The 17,669-nt window shown below is 60.3% G+C and carries 16 protein-coding genes; 6 read left to right on the forward strand and 10 right to left on the reverse strand.

Going from position 1 to position 17,669, the window contains the following annotated elements; translation table 11 throughout:
- Positions 1-429: 429 nt before the first annotated feature.
- Both ACP_RS13555 and ACP_RS13560 read right to left on the reverse strand, forming a co-directional pair.
- The gene (locus tag ACP_RS13555; protein WP_202944473.1) at positions 430-1,179 is read right to left on the reverse strand and encodes a Bax inhibitor-1/YccA family protein; all 750 of its coding nucleotides are present in this window, start codon (positions 1,177-1,179) and stop codon (positions 430-432) included.
- 140 nt (positions 1,180-1,319) lie between these two features.
- Positions 1,320-2,603, reverse strand: a complete 1,284-nt coding sequence (locus ACP_RS13560; RefSeq protein ID WP_015897903.1) for a serine hydroxymethyltransferase — start codon at positions 2,601-2,603, stop codon at positions 1,320-1,322.
- A gap of 180 nt (positions 2,604-2,783) precedes the next feature.
- On the opposite strand from ACP_RS13560, the gene ACP_RS13565 reads away from it, so the two are divergent.
- Positions 2,784-3,341, forward strand: a complete 558-nt coding sequence (locus ACP_RS13565; protein ID WP_015897904.1) for a hypothetical protein — start codon at positions 2,784-2,786, stop codon at positions 3,339-3,341.
- Between the two features lie 148 nt (positions 3,342-3,489).
- On the opposite strand, the gene gatB is transcribed toward ACP_RS13565, so the two are convergent.
- The 5 genes from gatB to ACP_RS13590 all read right to left on the reverse strand — a co-directional run bounded on the left by gatB (position 3,490) and on the right by ACP_RS13590 (position 8,153).
- On the reverse strand, positions 3,490-4,965 hold the full coding sequence (gene gatB, locus ACP_RS13570; RefSeq protein WP_015897906.1) for an Asp-tRNA(Asn)/Glu-tRNA(Gln) amidotransferase subunit GatB: 1,476 nt from the start codon (positions 4,963-4,965) through the stop codon (positions 3,490-3,492).
- Positions 4,966-4,991: 26 nt separating this feature from the next.
- Entirely contained in the window at positions 4,992-5,642 is a 651-nt protein-coding gene (locus ACP_RS13575; protein ID WP_015897907.1) for a DUF6338 family protein, read from the reverse strand.
- Positions 5,643-5,863: 221 nt separating this feature from the next.
- Positions 5,864-7,096 (reverse strand): M48 family metallopeptidase, encoded by a 1,233-nt coding sequence (locus tag ACP_RS13580; RefSeq protein WP_015897908.1) that lies wholly within the window; start codon positions 7,094-7,096, stop codon positions 5,864-5,866.
- Positions 7,097-7,177: 81 nt separating this feature from the next.
- Entirely contained in the window at positions 7,178-7,921 is a 744-nt protein-coding gene (locus tag ACP_RS13585) for a septal ring lytic transglycosylase RlpA family protein (protein ID WP_169305983.1), read from the reverse strand.
- Between the two features lie 7 nt (positions 7,922-7,928).
- The gene (locus tag ACP_RS13590) at positions 7,929-8,153 is read right to left on the reverse strand and encodes a hypothetical protein (protein ID WP_015897910.1); all 225 of its coding nucleotides are present in this window, start codon (positions 8,151-8,153) and stop codon (positions 7,929-7,931) included.
- Between the two features lie 252 nt (positions 8,154-8,405).
- Between ACP_RS13590 and ACP_RS13595 the strand changes: the two genes are divergently transcribed.
- The 4 genes from ACP_RS13595 to lpdA all read left to right on the forward strand — a co-directional run bounded on the left by ACP_RS13595 (position 8,406) and on the right by lpdA (position 13,838).
- Complete coding sequence (locus ACP_RS13595) at positions 8,406-9,275, forward strand: hypothetical protein (protein ID WP_041839588.1); 870 nt, start codon at positions 8,406-8,408, stop codon at positions 9,273-9,275.
- Between the two features lie 325 nt (positions 9,276-9,600).
- Positions 9,601-11,706: a radical SAM protein gene (locus tag ACP_RS13600; RefSeq protein WP_015897912.1), complete on the forward strand. Its 2,106-nt coding sequence runs from the start codon at positions 9,601-9,603 to the stop codon at positions 11,704-11,706.
- Between the two features lie 153 nt (positions 11,707-11,859).
- Positions 11,860-12,204 (forward strand): DUF6496 domain-containing protein, encoded by a 345-nt coding sequence (locus ACP_RS13605; protein ID WP_015897913.1) that lies wholly within the window; start codon positions 11,860-11,862, stop codon positions 12,202-12,204.
- Between the two features lie 209 nt (positions 12,205-12,413).
- Complete coding sequence (gene lpdA, locus ACP_RS13610) at positions 12,414-13,838, forward strand: dihydrolipoyl dehydrogenase (RefSeq protein ID WP_015897914.1); 1,425 nt, start codon at positions 12,414-12,416, stop codon at positions 13,836-13,838.
- A 66-nt stretch (positions 13,839-13,904) separates the two neighbouring features.
- Here the strand turns inward: lpdA and ACP_RS17460 are convergent, their stop codons facing one another.
- Positions 13,905-15,254 carry a M56 family metallopeptidase gene (locus ACP_RS17460; RefSeq protein ID WP_015897915.1) on the reverse strand — a complete coding sequence of 450 codons (1,350 nt, stop codon included), beginning with the start codon at positions 15,252-15,254 and terminating at the stop codon, positions 13,905-13,907.
- On the reverse strand, positions 15,251-15,640 hold the full coding sequence (locus tag ACP_RS13620) for a BlaI/MecI/CopY family transcriptional regulator (protein WP_015897916.1): 390 nt from the start codon (positions 15,638-15,640) through the stop codon (positions 15,251-15,253). Before ACP_RS13620 ends, ACP_RS17460 begins: the two co-directional genes overlap by 4 nt.
- 138 nt (positions 15,641-15,778) lie before the next feature.
- On the opposite strand from ACP_RS13620, the gene lipB reads away from it, so the two are divergent.
- The gene (gene lipB / locus ACP_RS13625) at positions 15,779-16,519 is read left to right on the forward strand and encodes a lipoyl(octanoyl) transferase LipB (protein WP_015897917.1); all 741 of its coding nucleotides are present in this window, start codon (positions 15,779-15,781) and stop codon (positions 16,517-16,519) included.
- Here the strand turns inward: lipB and ACP_RS13630 are convergent.
- A complete protein-coding gene (locus ACP_RS13630; protein ID WP_083770617.1) occupies positions 16,510-17,523 on the reverse strand; it encodes an MBL fold metallo-hydrolase in 1,014 nt (337 codons plus the stop codon). The two genes, lipB and ACP_RS13630, sit on opposite strands and share 10 nt — an antisense overlap.
- Positions 17,524-17,669 lie beyond the last annotated feature (146 nt).

Genomic DNA, 17,669 nt, shown 5'->3' on the forward strand with positions numbered 1-17,669 from the left:
GATTGAAAACATTTGACTTACGGGAGGTTAGGCTGGTAAGTCCTTTGTTTTCAATGCGAATTGCGCCTCGCTTTGGACCTTAAGGTCGCCGAAACTGCACAGGTCTTAGTGCAGGAGTCGAATTTCAGGCGGAAATTCGCAGGGGAACCAGTCTGGAAGTGTGTGGTTGAGGGTCTTTTCACAGGCCCTATTTCAAGGGTAGCAATTCAGGGGGAAATTACCGGCAGGAAAACGGGTTTTAGTTGTCAGTTGCCAGTTGTCAGTTGCCAGTTGCCAGTTGCCAGTCCCCAGTCCCCAGTTCCCAGTTCCCAGTTGTCAGAGAGCTGATAACCGCCAACTGGGGACTGGTTGTTCCTCCCAAACAAAAGCAGGCGTTCCCGAAGGAGCGCCTGCTGGCGGGCAAAGCCCGCGTATGCCGGAACGGCCAGTTCAGTCGCGGCTTTGGAACTTCGACATCAGCCGCAGAATCTCCAGATACAGCCACACAAGCGTGACCATCAGCCCAAAGGCGCCGTACCACTCCATGTATTTCGGAGCGCCCGACCGCGCGCCCCACTCGATGAAGTTGAAGTCCAGCACCAGGTTGAGCGCCGCAATGCCCACAATCACCAGGCTGATGCCGATGCTCAGCGGGCTTGAGCTGTACATCAGCCCCTGGCCGATGTGGAAGAAGCCCAGCACCATCTCCACGATATAGAAGAGGAAGATTGCGCCTGTAGCCGCCATCACGCCCATCTGAAACTTGCGCGTGACCTTGATGACGCCCGATTTGTAGAGCATCAGCAGCACCAGCATCGTGCCAAAGGTGAGGCTCACCGACTCGATGGCGATTCCTGGAAACCGCAGCTCAAACATCGCCGAAATGCCGCCCAGCGCCAGCCCTTCGAACAGTGCGTAGATTGGGGCCGTCACCGGCGACCACTCCGCCTTGAACGAGGTGACCAGCGCAAAGATCAGCCCGCCGATCAGGCCCAGAATCATCAGGCCGTTCACCGCCGCCGGTCCGGCGGAGAAGAACACATGCCATGAGAAGGCCGCCGTCGCCATGGCGCACAGCAGCAGAATGCCCGTTTTGTTTACCGTGCCCTGCAGCGTCATCGTCTCGCCAAAGGCCATCGGCTGGCCGCGGAAGACGCGCTCGTTCAAGGCCGGATTGGAAGTACGCATCAGTTGTGCCACAAACTTTCTCCTGAATCCCTTACCTGATCTTTAGATATAGGACGTGCCCCGCGGGATTCGGTGAGAGCCACTCCCGCCGCCGCAAACCCCGGCAGGGCTTTCACGGCGGCAAAAGGCATCTCCCCACGCGGGCGGTGTCCTCAGCGCGCCAGCGCCTCGGCGTCCTCGCGCAGCCAGCCGTACAGCGGAAACTGGTTGGCCATCTCGGTCACTTCGCCATGAATGCGCTCGAGCATGCTCTCGTTGTTGCGATGCTCCAGCGCGCTCACAATCCACTGGGCAATCTGCTTCATCTCGGCTTCCTTCATGCCGCGCGTGGTCAGCGCGGGCGTGCCGATGCGAATGCCCGAGGGCTTCAGCGGCGGATTGGTGTCGTAAGGAATCGCGTTCTTGTTCACCGTGATGCCCGCCTTGCCCAGAGCGGCCTCGGCTTCGCTGCCCAGAATGCCCTTGGCAAAGACGTCGATGAGCATCAGGTGCGTGTCTGTGCCGCCGGAGATGATGCGGTATCCATGCCCGGCCAGCGCCGCGGCCAGCGCGCGCGCGTTGTCCACAATCTGCTGGGCATACTTTGAGAAATCCGGCTGCAGCGCCTCGCGAAAGGCGACGGCCTTGGCCGCCATGATATGTACCAGAGGACCACCCTGCTGGCCCGGGAAGACGGACTTGTCCACTGCCGCCGCATGCTCCTGCCGGCACAGAATCAGCCCCGAGCGCGGCCCGCGCAGCGTCTTGTGCGTGGTCGTCGTCACAATGTGCGCGTGTGGCACCGGCGAGGGATGCGCGCCGCCGGCCACCAGCCCGGCAAAGTGCGCCATGTCCACCAGCAGGAACGCGCCCACCTTGTCGGCAATCTGCCGCATGCGGGCAAAATCAAAAATGCGGGGATACGCGCTGCCGCCGCCGATGATCATCTTCGGCTGCTCGCGGACGGCGATTGCTTCCAGCTCGTCGTAGTCGATGGTCTCGGTGTCTTTGCGCACGCCGTAGGAGGCCACGCGGTAGAGCTTGCCCGAGAAGTTGAGCTTGTGCCCGTGCGTGAGGTGGCCGCCGTGCGCGAGGTCAAGGCCCAGAATGGTGTCGCCCGGCTGAATGATCGACATATAGGCCGCGGCATTGGCCTGCGAGCCGGAGTGCGGCTGCACATTCGCGTGCTCCGCGCCAAAAAGCTGCTTTGCGCGGTCGCGCGCCAGATTCTCCACCACGTCGGCGAACTCGCAGCCGCCATAGTAGCGGCGTCCGGGATATCCCTCGGCGTACTTGTTGGTGAAGACCGAGCCGGCGGCTTCGAGCACGGCGCGGCTCACAAAGTTCTCCGAGGCAATCATTTCGAGACCCTCATGCTGGCGGAGCACTTCGTGGTCAATGGCGGCAGCGACATCAGGGTCGCTCTGGGCGAGGGACAGGCTCATGCGGTCGGACATGCTGCGATTGTAGCGTTCCCCGGGCGGGATTGGCATCCGCAATGCGCGCCCGGGTGTTTTCCCCGCGCCCTTGCCTGCCGATGTACCTGCACCGCCGATGGGGCAAAATTTATGCGAATTGTCACCGCCTGTTGACGTGGAATTCGCCGCTTTCGCCGATGCTTTGAGGTGAGGGAACCCATGCGAATGCGCGGCATGCTGTATCTCTTCACCCATTGGAACTGGAAGGCCGCCCTGGTCGTCGGCCTGATTCGCGGCGGAGCCTGCGTGGCCGCCCTCACGGGCCTCACGATGCACGCCCGGCAGACCTTCGGACTGGTCGAGTTCGCCTACGTGCTCGCGACGTCGGGCTTCGCCTCAGCCCTGCAACAGCAGTCGCTCGGCGTCAAAGACCGCCGCATGGGCTGGGTGCTCTGCGTGGTCCTGATCCCCTTTGCCTCGCTCGGCCTCGATGCCCTGTGCCATCTCTGGATCAACGGCGTCGGCGGCAAACAGATCGGCCTGATCGCGTGTATCTTCACGCTGGTCTCGGCGATGTTCCACTGGTTCATCATGAGCAAGGGAGCCATGCTGGTCGGCGAGGACTCCCGCCCGCTAATCGATGACATGCTGCGCATGCCGAAGCTGACCATCCTCTTCGTGGCCGAGCCGGTCATGGCAGGGTGGAAGCTCGCGAAGAGCGTGATGAGGCCGGTCGCGCAGGTCAGCGAAGAGCCGGTCGAAGAGCTGGTGGCCTGATTCTTCGTTGACTGGATGCGTCATTCTGAGGCCCAGGCCGAAGAATCCCGGCGATGCATAAGGTGCGGCTTCTGCCCGGAGTTTCTCCCGGGATTCAGGTGCCCCACGTCTCGACTCTGAGACGTGGGATCAGAGTCGACGGACCGATTTACGCGTCCAGCTTCTTTACCACCAGCTCATTCACCAGTCCGGGATTTGCCTGTCCCTTCGACAGCCGCATCACCTGGCCCACGAAGAATGCGGCCACCGTCTTCTTGCCGGCGCGGTACTGCTCCACCTGCTTGGGATTGGCGGCAATCGCCTCTTCCACAAACTTCTCGATGGCGCTGGTGTCGCTGATCTGCTCGGGCTTCTCGCGTTCATAGACCACGCCGAAGTCCTCGCCCTTCTCAAAGCTGATGTCAAAGAGCTGCTTGAGCTGCTTGGACGATAGCTTGCCCTCTTCGGCCAGATCGGCGGCCTGGGCAATGCCGGCCATTGAAATGGGCGACTGCTCCAGCTCCAGTCCGGCGGCCTTGAGGCGGCTGGTCAGCTCGCTCTGAATCAGGTTGGCCACGCGCTTCGGGCTCTTCGCCGTCTTGGCGGCGGCCTCAAACTGGTCGGCAAAGGCGCGGGTTGCGGTCAGCGTCTGCGCGTCCTGCTCGCTGATTTCATACTGGGCCACCATGCGGGCGCGGCGCGCCTCGGGCAGCTCGGGCAGCTCGTCGGCACGCTGCTGGCGAAACGCCGCGCTCACGACGAGCGGCGGCAGATCCGGCTCAGGGAAGTAGCGGTAGTCGTGCGCCTGCTCCTTCGAGCGCATGGAGTAGGTGCGGCCCTCTCCGGCATTCCAGAGGCGGGTCTCCTGCACGACGCGCTGGCCGCTCTCAATGACCTCAATCTGGCGCTCGATTTCGTACTCCAGCGCCGCGCGAATGTAGCGGAAGCTGTTGACGTTCTTCACCTCGGCCTTGGTGCCAAACTTCTCCGCGCCGCGCAGCCGCACGCTCACGTTGGCGTCGCAGCGCAGCGAGCCTTCTTCCATGTTGCAGTCGGAGACACCGGTGTAGAACAGAATCTCCTTGAGCCGCGTGAGGTACTCGTAGGCCTCGTCGGGCGTGCGAATGTCAGGCTCGCTCACAATCTCAATCAGCGGCGTGCCGCAGCGGTTCAGGTCGACCGAGGTGAACTTCGCCGAATCCGGCAGCCCGTCATGCAGGCTCTTGCCCGCATCCTCTTCCATGTGCAGGCGGGTGATGCCGATGCGCTTCATGCCGTTCGGTGTAGGGACGTCGATGTACCCATGCTCGGCGAGCGGCTTGTCAAACTGCGAGATCTGGTAGCCCTTGGGCAGGTCGGGGTAAAAGTAGTTCTTGCGGGCAAAGATCGAGGTCTCATTCACCGTGCAGTGCAGCGCCAGCGCGGCGGAGGTGGCAAACTCCACGGCCTTCTCATTCAGCACCGGCAGCGCGCCGGGCAGGCCCAGGCAAACAGGGCAGATGTTGGTGTTGGGGGGCGCGCCAAACTTGTTTACGCAGCCGCAAAAGGCCTTGGTCGCCGTCAAAAGCTGAACGTGAACTTCCAGGCCGATCACCGGCTCATACTTGGCCAGAATCTCAGGAGAAACAATTGCTGCCGTCGCCATAGAAGAAGTGTAGCAAGGGGACGCGTTCAAGACCCTTCTGGGAGTTGTTCGGGAGAATCTGTCGCAACCGCATCGAGAAACGACACTGACTGGATTCCCGCGGCTTTGGTCAGCAGAATGCCCGGCCCTTGGATGGGTTGCTGCTCCCCGTCTCTATCAAGCCATGCCGCGTCCTCCAGTAGCAGGGAGGCATCTTCCTGCTCATCGGAGTAGTAACGAAGGTATCCGATCACAGATCGTCCGTCTTCCAGCCCAACCAGGACATAGGTGTTCTTGATGTCCTGAAAGGCGTCATTCCATATCGAGCTGCGCGCTGTCTTCTCAGTGATTTTGCACTTCCTGAGCAGCTTGAGCAGCCAATCGTGGTTGACGTTGGCGCCATAAAGAAGAGCGAGAAGTACAGCACCCAGAAAGAGCCAGAAAATATAGGGCCAACTGAGTTGGAACTCGTAGGTGGTGAAATGCTGTTGTGTCGTCGCAGTCCAGCGTAACGGTAGCGAGTAATGGAAGAACGGGGAAGTGACCAGATAGAGGATGAAGCTGAGCAGCAAAGCCTCAACCACTTTGTCCAGTTCTGTCTGCTTAGGACGTACGACAATATGCTGCACAAGGAAAGCGCAACTGAAGCCCGGGAGCAAAACTAAGAATATGCCGATGGCCTCAATGTGTCCCGGCATTCAGTTGATCCTTACTTGGAGCGAGAAACCATAGGCAGCGGAGGGGGCTTAATTCCCTGCGGCCGGGAAATGTTGGTAGGCTTCGCCGGCTTAAAATTGCTGGAGGAACCGGACGACAGACTTCTTTCGATCTTGCTGTCGCAAGCGATAGAACGGTTCGCTGAGTTATCTGGTCTCTGATTTGCCATACTGCCCTCGCTTCTATTCTAACGCCGGCCTGCTCACTCGCTACCTTTTCGTCTGTTCCTAAAGTACCTCGGCTTCTTGCCCGGTGCCCATGGGTTGTAGTGCGCGGCAAAGGTTGCGCGAAACTCCACCGGCGGGTGGCTCGCCGTCCAGAAGGTCACAAACCCGTTCGGGTGCGGATTCTCAAGCCACACCTCGCCCAGCCGCTGGAAGGCATGCACGGCAGTCGCCTGCGGATCAGGCACCAGCCCATGAATCGCCTCCTGCCCGTAGACATCGGCCTGGTGTTCCTGCCACCGGCTGAAGGCGTTGCCGATGGGCGCGGCCACAAAGCCCAGCACCGTCACGATCAGCAGCAGCACGCCGACGCTGGCCCAGTCATCGGGGCCGCGAATGTGCATGGGCCGGCCAAAGGCCGCGATCACGCCATTCATGAGCAGATGCACCAGCAGGTAGCCGAAGAAGAGCATGCCAAAGGTGAACAGCAGCCCCTTCAAAATATGGTGCAGCGCATAGTGGCCCATCTCGTGGCCGCAGATGAAGAGAATCTGGTTGGGCGGCACTTCTTTGATCGTGTTGTCCCACACCACGATGCGCTTCGACGCGCCAAAGCCGGTCACGTAGGCGTCAATGCCGGTGGAGCGCGCGCTTGCGTTCATCACAAACATGCGGCTGGGCGGAATGTGCTGCCCGGCATGCGCGGCCAGTTGCTCCAGCCGCTGGACCAGCGCGGGGTCAGCCTTCTGCAGCGGCTGGAAGTGATCAAAGATGGGGTCCAGCACCACGGGGGCGAGAAAGACCACGGCAATCTCGACCGGCAGCGTGACAATCCAGAACCACAGCCACCAGCGGCGAGGCGAGCGCCGCAGCAGAAAATAGACACCACTCAACACCACCGTGCCGACCAGCAGGGAGACGCCGGTGGACTTGAGGAAGTCCATCAGCCAGCTTGCGCCGCCACGCACCCACGGCTGCACCGAGAGGCCGTAGTGCAGCGAAACCCAGTGGCCAAGCAGCCCAAACGGCAACCCGATCACGGTCAGGATCAGCACCCATGCGGGTGCAATCATCAGCCCCTGCAGCCACTCGCTGGAGGTGATCCATTCGGCGGCGTCGCGCAGCCACGGGCCCAGGCGCAGGCTGAACCAGAGCGCGAGAACGCTCCAGAGCGTGCCGCCGAAGTAGAGAAAGGTCTCCCAATGGCTCAGCGCAATGGCTTTGGCCAGCCGGGCGGGCGGCAACGTGTAAACGGGATCGGGAAATGTCATGCGTATGCCATCGTGAGATGCGCCTTGGGCAACGTAGGTCAGCCGAGCCGGTGCGAGGCCTCTCCGGGAGAAAGCGCCGGCTTAATCGAGCCTGACCAGGTAGGCTTCGCCTTCTGAGGGTCGCAGATTGCGGGCAATCTCCACAGCCTGCGCGCGGTTGCCGTTTTCCGGCCGAATGCGCACCCAGTCTCCCGTGGGCCCCTTGAACTCAATGACGCTGGCGGTGCGGTAGCGGCGCTGCAGCTTGTCTTCGAGCCGCGTGGCGGCACGGCGATGGCGAAAGGCGCCGATCTGAACGGCCCAGCGTCCGCCATCGGTTACGGATGCGGGCGTGTAGTACACATCGATGCGAACCTTGCCGACGCCCTCGCGCCAGATGCCTACCTGCTTGGCGGCCGCTTCTGAGAGGTCGAGAATGCGCCCCGGCACAAACGGGCCGCGGTCGGTCACACGCATCACGGACGTCTGGCCGGTGCTCATGTTGGTGACTTTGATGATCGAGCCCAGTGGCAGCGTGCGGTGCGCGGCAGAGATGCTGTCCTGGTCATAAACCTGCCCGTCGGCGGCGCGATGGTGGTTGTACTGCGGGCCATACCAACTGGCCATGCCTATCTGGTAGTAAAGGGGGCGGTGCGTCTGCACGTAGTGCCAGTCCGCGCGTTCGGCCCGCGAGTACGAAGGCTGGGCACCGCCATTCGGCCCTATGGCCGGGGGCGGAGCATAGGAGACGCGCGCGCGGTGCGAACAGCCTGTGACGGCCACGAGCGACGCGGTCAGCAGCAAAAGAGGAAGAAGCGAGCGGAAAGATGGGGGATTCAGTCGCATGGGCAGCTCAGGGCTTCGGGCGCTTTTCCAGTTCATCGGCCAGACGTGTGAGTTGTTCACCCGCACGCCGCAAGGCAGTAAATGACTGCGAGCGAACGGCGGGCACCACCTCATCGTTGAGATAGGCAATCACGCGGCGAATTTCGGCCTCGGCCTTGCCGCCCATCGTTCCCAGGCGGCGGGCCAGGTCTTCCAGCGGGTTGTCGTCCGGGCGAGGATTCTGTGCATTCATCGCGGCCAACCTCCTGAAAAGGCTCCGCCTCAATCTTCTTGCGCGTGTCCGGGCAGGTCAATGCGCAAGCGGCGCAGGGTGCCGCTGCGGTTACCCCATAAGCAGCCGGGGGTGCGTCGTCTGCTCGGCTTGTCTGTATGCTCGTCATACATCCTTATGGGCAAACAGCCCCTCTAAGTGCTTGAAAAGCCAATGCGAATCTTCCATATCCGCCCGGGATGCATGATCGGGCCCCTATCCCGGGTAAAAACCATGGGCCTGCTTTGCCTGGTCACGGCAGTGCTGTTTTTTCTCTGCGTGCCAGCCCTATGGGCGCAAACTGTCGCTTTGCCGCAGACCTCCTCTGCCCCGCGGAGGCATCTGCCCAACGCGCCTCGCCCCAACAATGTCTATCCCGTGCGAGGGGTGCAGAAGGCGTGGGTTGTTCCACTCGCGCCTCCGCTGCTCGTCAGCCCCTGTACCACGGGGGCCTGCGAAATCAAGGCCCGGCAGACACATGTCTGCTGCGAGGAAAGCGCCAATCGCTTCCACGAATACCTGCAGGATCAAGCCACACATATCTACACACCGCGCGAACTGGCCGAGATGGCCGCGCGGGATGTGGTCGATCCCTTTAACCTGCTCACGATTGAGAGTCTGGCCGCCATTGATACGGCGGCGAGTCCCCATTCGATTTTTGGACCCGGATTCAAGGGCTTTGCCAAGCTGAGCGGCGTTTCGATGACCGAAGACATGACGGACGAGTTTGTCGGCACCTTCCTCATTCCGTCCATCGATCACCAGGACCCGCATTATCACCGCATGCCCAACAAATCGATTCCCAAGCGGGTGCTGCACACCATCACGCAGGTCTTCTGGACGCGCAGCGACACGGACCGGCCGATGTTCAATTATTCGAATGTCGTCGGCTCCATGGCCGAAGAGGCGGTCGCCACCACCTATGTGCCCTATCAGCAGACGGGATGGGGCGCGGCCGCTGAGCGGGTGAGCCTCAACTATGCGTTTGATCCGGTCGGCAATATGGTGACCGAGTTCTTGCCCGACGTCGCGAAGCACGTGAATTTCCACGTGGTCTTTGTGCAGCAGATTATTTACCGGGCCGCTCTGAGCGAGATACAGTAGCGGCGTTCGTTCCGCAGAGCAGCCGCAGCCTCGCAGGGAGAGGGCGCTATTCCGAAACCCATCGAAATGAAGATCTCTCCGCTTTTGCCGTTCCCATTCACGGGCCTGATTCGCCACCGAATGCAAATTCTCGCCATTTGAGCGGATGAGGCTTCCTGCAGGGCTGCCATGCATCCTATCTTTAGAGTGATAAATACCCGTCCGGCAAAGGGTTATCCCTATTTTCACTTTGCGCGGAGGGAGTGGGCCACGTAAGCTGTGTGAGTCTGCAGCCTGTTGCACAACGAGGCAACCGGCAAACCAAGCATCAGGAGATCAAAAACGCATGTCGAAAGCTGTGAAATACGCAGAGCGCGCTGTCACCATCGCTGCCCAGGGCGCGTGGTTTGTGTTCGATAAGCTGAACAGCATCAACCCGAACCCTTCCTTCACGCCGAAGTGGTCAGACAAGCCGCTGCTGAAGTCGTACCAGAAGGAAAAGCCGCCCCTTGGCTGGCCCCGTACGACCGACTCGCTCTGCCCGAAGTGCGTGCCCGAGATTCGCCAGCAGATTCTGGATGGCAAGCTGCCCCATGAGGTCCTTCTGAATGAGAAGGTGGGCGAAATCAAGGCCCAGATCATCGAGCGCGACGGCAAGATTCTGATGGTCAAGGACTGCCCCAAGCATGGGCACTTTGAAGACGTGATGTCGATTGATACCGAGTTCTTCCGTCACCTTGAGGAAGTCTTCCCGGGCCGCGACATTCGTGCCCACAATGACGAGAAGCTGCACAACCACGGCACCTCGACCGTGACCCATGGCCGCGGCTCGGTGCTGACAATCGACCTGACCAACCGTTGCAACATGATGTGCGATCCCTGCTTCATGGACGCCAACCAGGTGGGTTTTGTGCATGAGCTGACCTGGGACGAGATCAAGACCATGCTGGACAACGCGATCACCATCAAGCCGCGCCGCCAGATGTCGGTCCAGTTCTCGGGCGGTGAGCCGACGCTCTCGCCTTACTTCCTCGATGCGATCGCCTATGCCCGCAAGGTGGGCTACAACTCAGTGCAGGCCGCGACCAACGGCATTGAGTTTGCCAAGTCCAAGGAGCTTTGCCGCGCCGCCGCTGAAGCGGGTCTGCGCTATGCCTACCTGCAGTTTGACGGCATCGGCAACTCCGCCAACTCGCACCGCAAGGTCGGCAACCTGTTTGACGTGAAGCTGCAGGCTATCCATAATCTGCACGAGGCCGGCGTGGACATCGTTCCGGTGACCACGATCATCAACGGCATCAACAACGAGCAGGTCGGCCACATCATCCAGTTCGCGCTGGATAACCCCAAGAAGATCAACTTCCTCAGCTTCCAGCCGGTGTCCTTCACTGGCCGCGACGAGGAGGTGACGGATGAGCGCCGCGCCGCCCAGCGTTACACGCTGAGCCACATGGCCCATGACGTCAAGAATCAGACCGGTCTTGGCGAGCCTGTCCGCGACTGGTTCCCGATCAGCTTCATGAGCACCTTCAGCGACTGGGCTGATCTGGTGCATGGCCCGAACCATGATTGGGGCCAGTTGAGCTGCGGCTGCCACCCGAACTGCGGCATCGGCATGGCGCTGATGATCGACAAGGAAACCAAGGAAGCGGTTCCGGTCACGGCCTTCCTGAACGCTGACCGCCTGGCCAAGGACATGGCCAAGATCAACGACGGTGCCCGCAGCAAGACGGTCTCCATCATTGGTGCGGCTCTGGCGCTGCTGCGCAACTACGATCCCACGAAGTCGCCCACGCACTTCAAGATCGTTGACCTGCTGCAGAAGTTTGACAAGTGCTTTGGCGCCACCGGCCGCAACTACGGCAAGGTGACCGGCGACCGCACGATGGAAGACATCGAGAAGCGCCGCGCCGACCGCTGGAACTTCCTGTTCATCGCCGGCATGTGGTTCCAGGATCTGTTCAACTACGACTTCCGCCGTACCGAGCAGTGCATTATTCCTTATGCGACGCAGGAAGGCGAAATCAGCTTCTGCGCGTACAACACGGGCATCGGCTGGCGCAACATCATCGAGAAGATGCACATGACGGCAACCCTCACCAAGTGGTACGAGGAGCATGGCCGCCACGAGATCTTCGCCGGTGGCAAGAACGTCGGCATGAATGAAGGCAGCCACACGCTCGTCCTGAACGACGAGCACGTGAATGCGGCCGCCAACGACACCTTTGAGAAGCTGGGCATCGCCAAGAACTCGCGTGAAGAAAAGATTCGCGCGCGTGATGCCAAGCTCAAGCAGGATGCCGAGAACGCCCGCATGGCCGCCCTCTACCGCCAGCACGTGCTGGGTGAGAAGCCGGTCGAAGGTATTGTCTCGATCGACTCCATCAAGCCTGCTGCTCCGGCCAAGCCGGCTGCCGCTCCTCAGAGCGAAGAGCCGGTCATGGGTGACTAAGCACGCACTGTGATAGCGGCCTCGCCGCGATCTTCCAAAGGCCATCCCTATGGGGATGGCCTTTGGTTTTGTGCGGCGCACGCAACCCGCACCGAAGCGATTGCCTTCTCACCCGCAGATGCATTGAGCTTCCATGCGTCACGGGAGAATTTCATGGCAACGAAGAACAGTCCAGGCAAAAAGTCCGGCAGCGGCCGCCGTTACGGCAAAAAGGCGCAGGAAAAGGTGCAGGAAGAACTGCACGAAATGAAGGAAGGGAAGCTGCGCAGCGGCCGCAGCGGCAAAAAGGTCACGAATCCGAAGCAGGCGATTGCCATTGGACTGTCTGAGGCACGCGCGGAAGGCGACAAGGTTCCACCGGCGCCAAAGAAATCGAGCAGCTCTAAAAAGTCGTCGGCCAAGAAGTCCTCAGTCAAAAAGAGCACTGGCAAAAGGAGCACAAAAAGCTCCTCCGGTAAGAAGTCGTCGGGCGGCGGGAGCAAGAAGAAATCCTCCTGATCGTTTTGCCGCCGGCCTCCTTTTGAAGCTTTCCGCGCCCGCACATGGCCTGCGTGGGCTGGCGCTGCGCAGTCTGCGATTCACTCGCGAAGACGGATGTCTCGGCGGGCTTGCATCTTTCTGCGTTCCAGTTCATCCGTAAGGGAAGCACTGCGTACAATAGAGTGTTTGGGTTTTCCCACTATACCCGGCAGAAACGGAGCAAGTCCTTGGCAGAAACGATCTACGATGTAGCGATTATCGGAGGTGGTCCGGCTGGATACACCGCAGCCATTCGCGCGGGCCAGCTTGGCCTGAAAGCGGCCTTGATTGAGAAAGAAGCGAAGCTGGGCGGCACGTGCCTGCACTGGGGCTGCATCCCGACCAAGTCGCTGCTCTTCAACGCGGAAATTTATGATTATCTGAAAGACGCCAAGGAATATGGCCTGGAAGGTCTGGGCGAGGCGAAGATCAACTGGAAGACGATTCTGGACCGCAAGAATCAGATCATCGCCAAGCATGCCAAGGGCCTCGACTTCCTCATGCGGAAGAACAAGGTCACCGTGATTCCGGGTTACGGCAAGCTGACCGGCGCCGCCAAAGACGGGATTCATTCCGTGGAAGTGACGGGCGAAGGCAAGGGCAAGGCTGAGACGGTGAAGGCGAAGAATGTGATTGTCGCGACCGGCTCTGATGCCAAGCTCCTGCCCGGCCTCAAGACCAGCGACAAGATTCTCACCAACATGGAGATTCTGACCATCAACGGCATTCCCAAGTCGCTGGTGGTGATTGGCGCGGGAGCCGTGGGTGTGGAGTTCGGCTCCATCTTCCGCAGCTTCGGTTCTGAAATCACGATTGTCGAGTACCTGCCGCGCCTCGTTCCCAACGAAGACGAGGATGTCAGCAAGGAACTGGCGCGCGTCTTCCGCAAGCGCGGCATTGAGTCGCATGTGGGCGCAAAGGTGGAGAAGGTGGAGGAAACCAAGACCGGCGTGAAGGTCACCTTTACCGCTGCCGATGGCAAGCAGGTAGTGAAGGAGGCCGACAAGGTTCTGGTAGCCGTGGGCCGTGCGCCGCGCACCGAGAATATTGGTCTGGAAAAGACAAAGATCAAGCCCGAGCGCGGCTTTATCAAGGTCAACGAGTTCATGCAGACCGAGGAGCCTGGTGTTTACGCGATTGGCGACATCGTTGCGGGTCTGCCGCAGTTGGCGCACGTGGGCGCGATGGCCGGTGTGGTGGTCGCTGCGAAGATTGCGGGCAAGTATGCGCGTCCGGTCAAGCGTGAGCGCATTCCGGGCTGCACTTATACCGAACCGCAGATCGGCAGCGTGGGTCTCACCGAGGCGCAGGCCAAGGAGAAGGGCCTGCAGATCAAGGTGGGCAAGTTCCCGTTCTCGGCCAACTCCAAGGCATCGATTGTGGGCCAGCACGAGGGCTTCATCAAAGTGGTTGCGGATGCCAAGTACGGCGAGATTCTCGGCGTACACATCATCGGTCCGCAGGCGACCGAACTGATCGCCGAAGCAGTGACGGCGATTGAGCTGGAGGCGACGGTGGATGACATGATGTTCACCATCCACGCGCACCCGACGCTCGCCGAGGCTATGCTGGATGGGTTTGGCAGCGTTGAGGGCATGGCGATCAACATGTAGCAGTATTGGTTGCAAAAAGCAGAAAGCCCGGCGCGAGCCGGGCTTTTCTGCTTTTATGCAATGGATCTATTTGGAGCTTCCGAGGTTATAGATCACGTGAATCTCAGTCTCAACCGTGACCGGCTGGCCATTGAGCAGGTAAGGCTTGTAGCGCCAGGTGCGGACTGCTTTCAAGGCGGATGCCGCCAGAATGGGCGGGCCGGAGACAGTATGCAACTTCTCGATGCTGCCTTCCTTTGAGATGACCGCCTTCAAAATCACATCGCCCTCAATGTGCTTCTTCTTGGCTTCCGCAGGATAGACAGGCTCCTTGCCGCTGATGCGCTGACCTGACATCACTCCTGGGGATATATGCACAGGATTCGCCTCGCTCAGCATGGCATGCGTGATTGGGGTTGTGTTCAGGTGAAGCGCCATAGCGGAGCCGCAGGTTATCAAGCCCATTGCGGCGCATGCTGTCAGCGTGAGGAGCCGGTGAGTGAGTGAGCTTTTGAGTTGTATCTGTGTTAGTTTCATAATTCTCCTTTCGAGAGCATGAGACTCAAAGAGGCCGAGCGCATGAATGGAGACCGGCCTCTGGTTGGATTGCACAACGGCCAGACGGAGCAGGGAATGCGCGTACTGTTGCGGTCCTCCGGTGGCGCGGGCTGCCATGGCGTCGCACACCAGTTCGCGCGATTCCGCCAGGCGGGAGCGGGTGAGCCAAAGGGCGGGGTGCCATGCACATGGCAAAGCCAGAACCTGGTAGATGAGGTTCCTGGCGAAATCGTGCCGTCGAACATGAGCGAATTCATGGTGCAGGATTGCCTCCCGCTCCACCGCCGTGAGGGATTCAAGAAAGGCCGGCGGGACAAGAACCATGTGCCGCCGGATGCCTGCCGTGACCGGGCCTGGAATCGAAGACGAGGTACGCAAGCAGATATTCTGGTGCGTTAAGCCAGCCTCCTCTCTACAGCGCAGGAAGGTCTCCTGGATTTGATCCACGGCGACAAAGTCTGTACTTGCGCGTAGCAACCGGAAGGTTCCACGCAAGTGCCATGCGAAACGCGCAAAAGCGAAAAGCAGAGCCGCCCCGTAGATCAGTTCGAGAGCTGCCATGAGCGAAAACGGCAGATGCAGTAATCCGGGCTGCGCCGGATTTGCCGGGCCAACAAAAACCCGGATGGAGCCTTTCGCGGACTGGTGCGAGGTGGGCCAGAAGATCAGCTCGCGAAGCTGCTGCCAGCGAACCGGAGAGATGTTCACGAACGGCAGCAGTATCTGGGCGCAAAGTGCGATCACCCATGTGCGGTGCTCCCATGCCGGGCTTTGCCTGCTGGCCAGGCGAGCTGCCAGCCAGGCTGCGGCCAAGAGCAGCGGTGCCTGCCACAGAGAGTTCAATAGATAGCCGAAGATGAACGAGGTGACGTGCGTCATTGATCCTCCTCTTCGCCTTTTCCTGCTTCGAGTTTGCGGGTGAGTTCCGCTAGCTTGTCAGCATCAATCTGGCGATTCTTGATGAGGCTCATCACTAACGCTTCGGTCGAGCCTCCAAACACGCGGTCGATAAGGTCACGCACAGCATGTCCGGTAGCTTTGGATTCGCTGACCGCTGCGCGGTAGACATACGAGCGGCCCTCAAGCTTGCGGCGCAGCTTGCCCTTGCGATGCAGGATGTTCAACATGGTCTGCACGGTGGTATAGGCCAGCGGATGTTCCAGGGCGGCCTGCACGGCCGTGACATTGGCAGAGCCCAGCTTCCAGATCACCTGCATGATCTGCAGCTCCAGTCGTGTGAGTGTTTCCGCCTCGCGTTTCGGCATGTGTCAATCTCCTAATTGCTTAGGAGTCTGCGCCTGCCATGGGCCGCTTGTCAACTAAGAATTTAGGAGATGTGGTTGCGTCAAGAAATGCGGGATTCAATGAGATCGGCAAATGCCCTGTAAAATAAAGGGTTAGCGATGGTTCTCAATCTTCTCCATCTCGGCCGCATTGGCTATGCTCAGGGGCTGGAACTGCAGCGGCAGCTCGTCGAGGCGCGGCACTCCGGGCGCATCGGCAACACGCTGCTGTTGCTGGAGCATCCGCCGGTGCTCACGCTCGGCCGCAACTCCGAGCGCAAAAACGTGCTGGCGAGTGATGAATTTCTGGCTTATCGCGGCGTGGAGATTCACGAGGTCAATCGCGGCGGCGACGTTACCTATCACGGTCCCGGGCAGTTGGTGGGTTATCCCATTCTTGACCTGCGCAGCTTTGCCGAGAGTGGAGAGCGCGGCCGCCTGGGCGCGGTGGAGTATGTGCGCTGGGTGGAAGAAGCATTGATTCGCACCTGTGCAGATTTTGGGGTGCAGACGCAGCGCGTGGCGGGCCGCACAGGCGTCTGGACGCTGCCGGGTGGTTCTGTAGAAGAGAAAAAGATTGCGGCGATTGGGGTGCATATCTCGCGCGGCATCACGTCGCACGGATTTGCGTTGAATGTCACGACCGACCTGCGTGACTTTGACCTGATCGTGCCGTGCGGTATCAGCGACCGCAAGGTGACCAGCCTGGAGCTGGAAGTGATCGATGAGCCGGCGCTGACCATGGAAAAAGTGATTCACTCCGCGGCGCGTCAGTTTGGCCGGGTCTTTGGCCATCAGGTGCTTTGGCTCGAAAGCCCGGGCGACCTGCTGCCGGAACTCGCAACTCTCACTCAATCCTGAACGGTGGCGCTGACCGCGGCCGCTTCCGTGGCTGACTGCAAGCTGTGGCTTTCTCCTTCCCGCAATACGACAAAGGGCGTCGCTAGAGGCGAAGTGGCCAGTTCGGCATGCAGCCGGTGCAGTGGAGCGAACTCCCCGTCATCTGCAAGTGAGAAGGTGCCAAAGTGCGTCGCGATGCTCGTGTGAGGGTTCAGAATGCGATGCGCCTCGACGGCCTGTTCCGGCGTCATGTGAATGGGGCCCATAAACCACTCCGGCTCATAGGCGCCAATGGGCAGCAGGGCCAGACGGATATTACGAAAGTCCGCGGCAATCTCCTTAAAAAAGCCGCCGAACCCGGTGTCGCCCGCAAAGTAAATCTCTCCGCTGCTGGATCGCGTCATCCATCCGCACCAGAGCGTGCGATTGCGGTCAAAGGGGCCGCGCGCGGAAAAATGCTGCGCCGGTACGCAGTGCATCTGCATGCCGTTCCATTCCGTTGCCTGCCACCAATCGAGTTCGTGAATCTGCTGGAAGCCGAGGTTGCGCAGCGGTTCCCGCAGGCCGAGAGGGCAGAAGATGGCTGGATCAAAGCGCCGGGCTAGCTGGCGCAGAGTGGCGTAATCGCAGTGATCATAATGGTTGTGCGAGAGCAGAATGGCGTCAATCGGCGGCAGATCCTCGAAGTCCAGGCCGGGAGCGCGATGGCGTCGCGGCCCGGCAAAAGAAACCGGGCTGACGCGCTCGGACCACACCGGATCGGTCAGCAGATTGAGTCCCATGGTTTGCAGCAGAAAAGTCGAATGGTTCACAAATGTGACGTGTAGCGTCTCGCCTTCCACCCGCTCGGCCGGCCGGGGGCCAGGAGTCGAAGGCGTGAACTTCTCCCACGCGCCGGGCTTGCGCTGCGTGACCCAGCGCAGAAACGAGGAGAAGTCCTGCTTGGGGGTATCCGGATTGAAGAAGCGGCCCCGGCGCACATGCGGGCCTCGCCAGGGGGAGAGATTTGAGGTTTGGAGCGTCATTGTCAGTTGTTAGGTAGATGCGGCCGGGTGTGAACAAGGTGCGGGCAGACAGGTCTTATTCGTTTATGCGGCCCTGTATGTCGAGTGGGGTCAGTTCAATCGCAAGGCGAAATTTGGATTGCGCACATGACATTTTCTTCATTAGC

The sequence above is a fragment of the Acidobacterium capsulatum ATCC 51196 genome, assembly GCF_000022565.1.
GTDB lineage: Bacteria > Acidobacteriota > Terriglobia > Terriglobales > Acidobacteriaceae > Acidobacterium > Acidobacterium capsulatum.

Coding starts and splice junctions, on each gene's coding strand:
- ACP_RS17460 (WP_015897915.1), bottom strand. CDS start 15,254: ATGACGCACGTCACCTCGTTCATCTTCGGCTATCTATTGAACTCTCTG.
- ACP_RS13605 (WP_015897913.1), top strand. CDS start 11,860: ATGGCAACGAAGAACAGTCCAGGCAAAAAGTCCGGCAGCGGCCGCCGT.
- lipB (WP_015897917.1), top strand. CDS start 15,779: ATGGTTCTCAATCTTCTCCATCTCGGCCGCATTGGCTATGCTCAGGGG.
- ACP_RS13580 (WP_015897908.1), bottom strand. CDS start 7,096: ATGACATTTCCCGATCCCGTTTACACGTTGCCGCCCGCCCGGCTGGCC.
- ACP_RS13600 (WP_015897912.1), top strand. CDS start 9,601: ATGTCGAAAGCTGTGAAATACGCAGAGCGCGCTGTCACCATCGCTGCC.
- ACP_RS13565 (WP_015897904.1), top strand. CDS start 2,784: ATGCGAATGCGCGGCATGCTGTATCTCTTCACCCATTGGAACTGGAAG.
- ACP_RS13585 (WP_169305983.1), bottom strand. CDS start 7,921: ATGCGACTGAATCCCCCATCTTTCCGCTCGCTTCTTCCTCTTTTGCTG.
- gatB (WP_015897906.1), bottom strand. CDS start 4,965: ATGGCGACGGCAGCAATTGTTTCTCCTGAGATTCTGGCCAAGTATGAG.
- ACP_RS13630 (WP_083770617.1), bottom strand. CDS start 17,523: ATGACGCTCCAAACCTCAAATCTCTCCCCCTGGCGAGGCCCGCATGTG.
- ACP_RS13595 (WP_041839588.1), top strand. CDS start 8,406: ATGGGCCTGCTTTGCCTGGTCACGGCAGTGCTGTTTTTTCTCTGCGTG.
- ACP_RS13590 (WP_015897910.1), bottom strand. CDS start 8,153: ATGAATGCACAGAATCCTCGCCCGGACGACAACCCGCTGGAAGACCTG.
- ACP_RS13620 (WP_015897916.1), bottom strand. CDS start 15,640: ATGCCGAAACGCGAGGCGGAAACACTCACACGACTGGAGCTGCAGATC.
- ACP_RS13575 (WP_015897907.1), bottom strand. CDS start 5,642: ATGCCGGGACACATTGAGGCCATCGGCATATTCTTAGTTTTGCTCCCG.
- ACP_RS13560 (WP_015897903.1), bottom strand. CDS start 2,603: ATGTCCGACCGCATGAGCCTGTCCCTCGCCCAGAGCGACCCTGATGTC.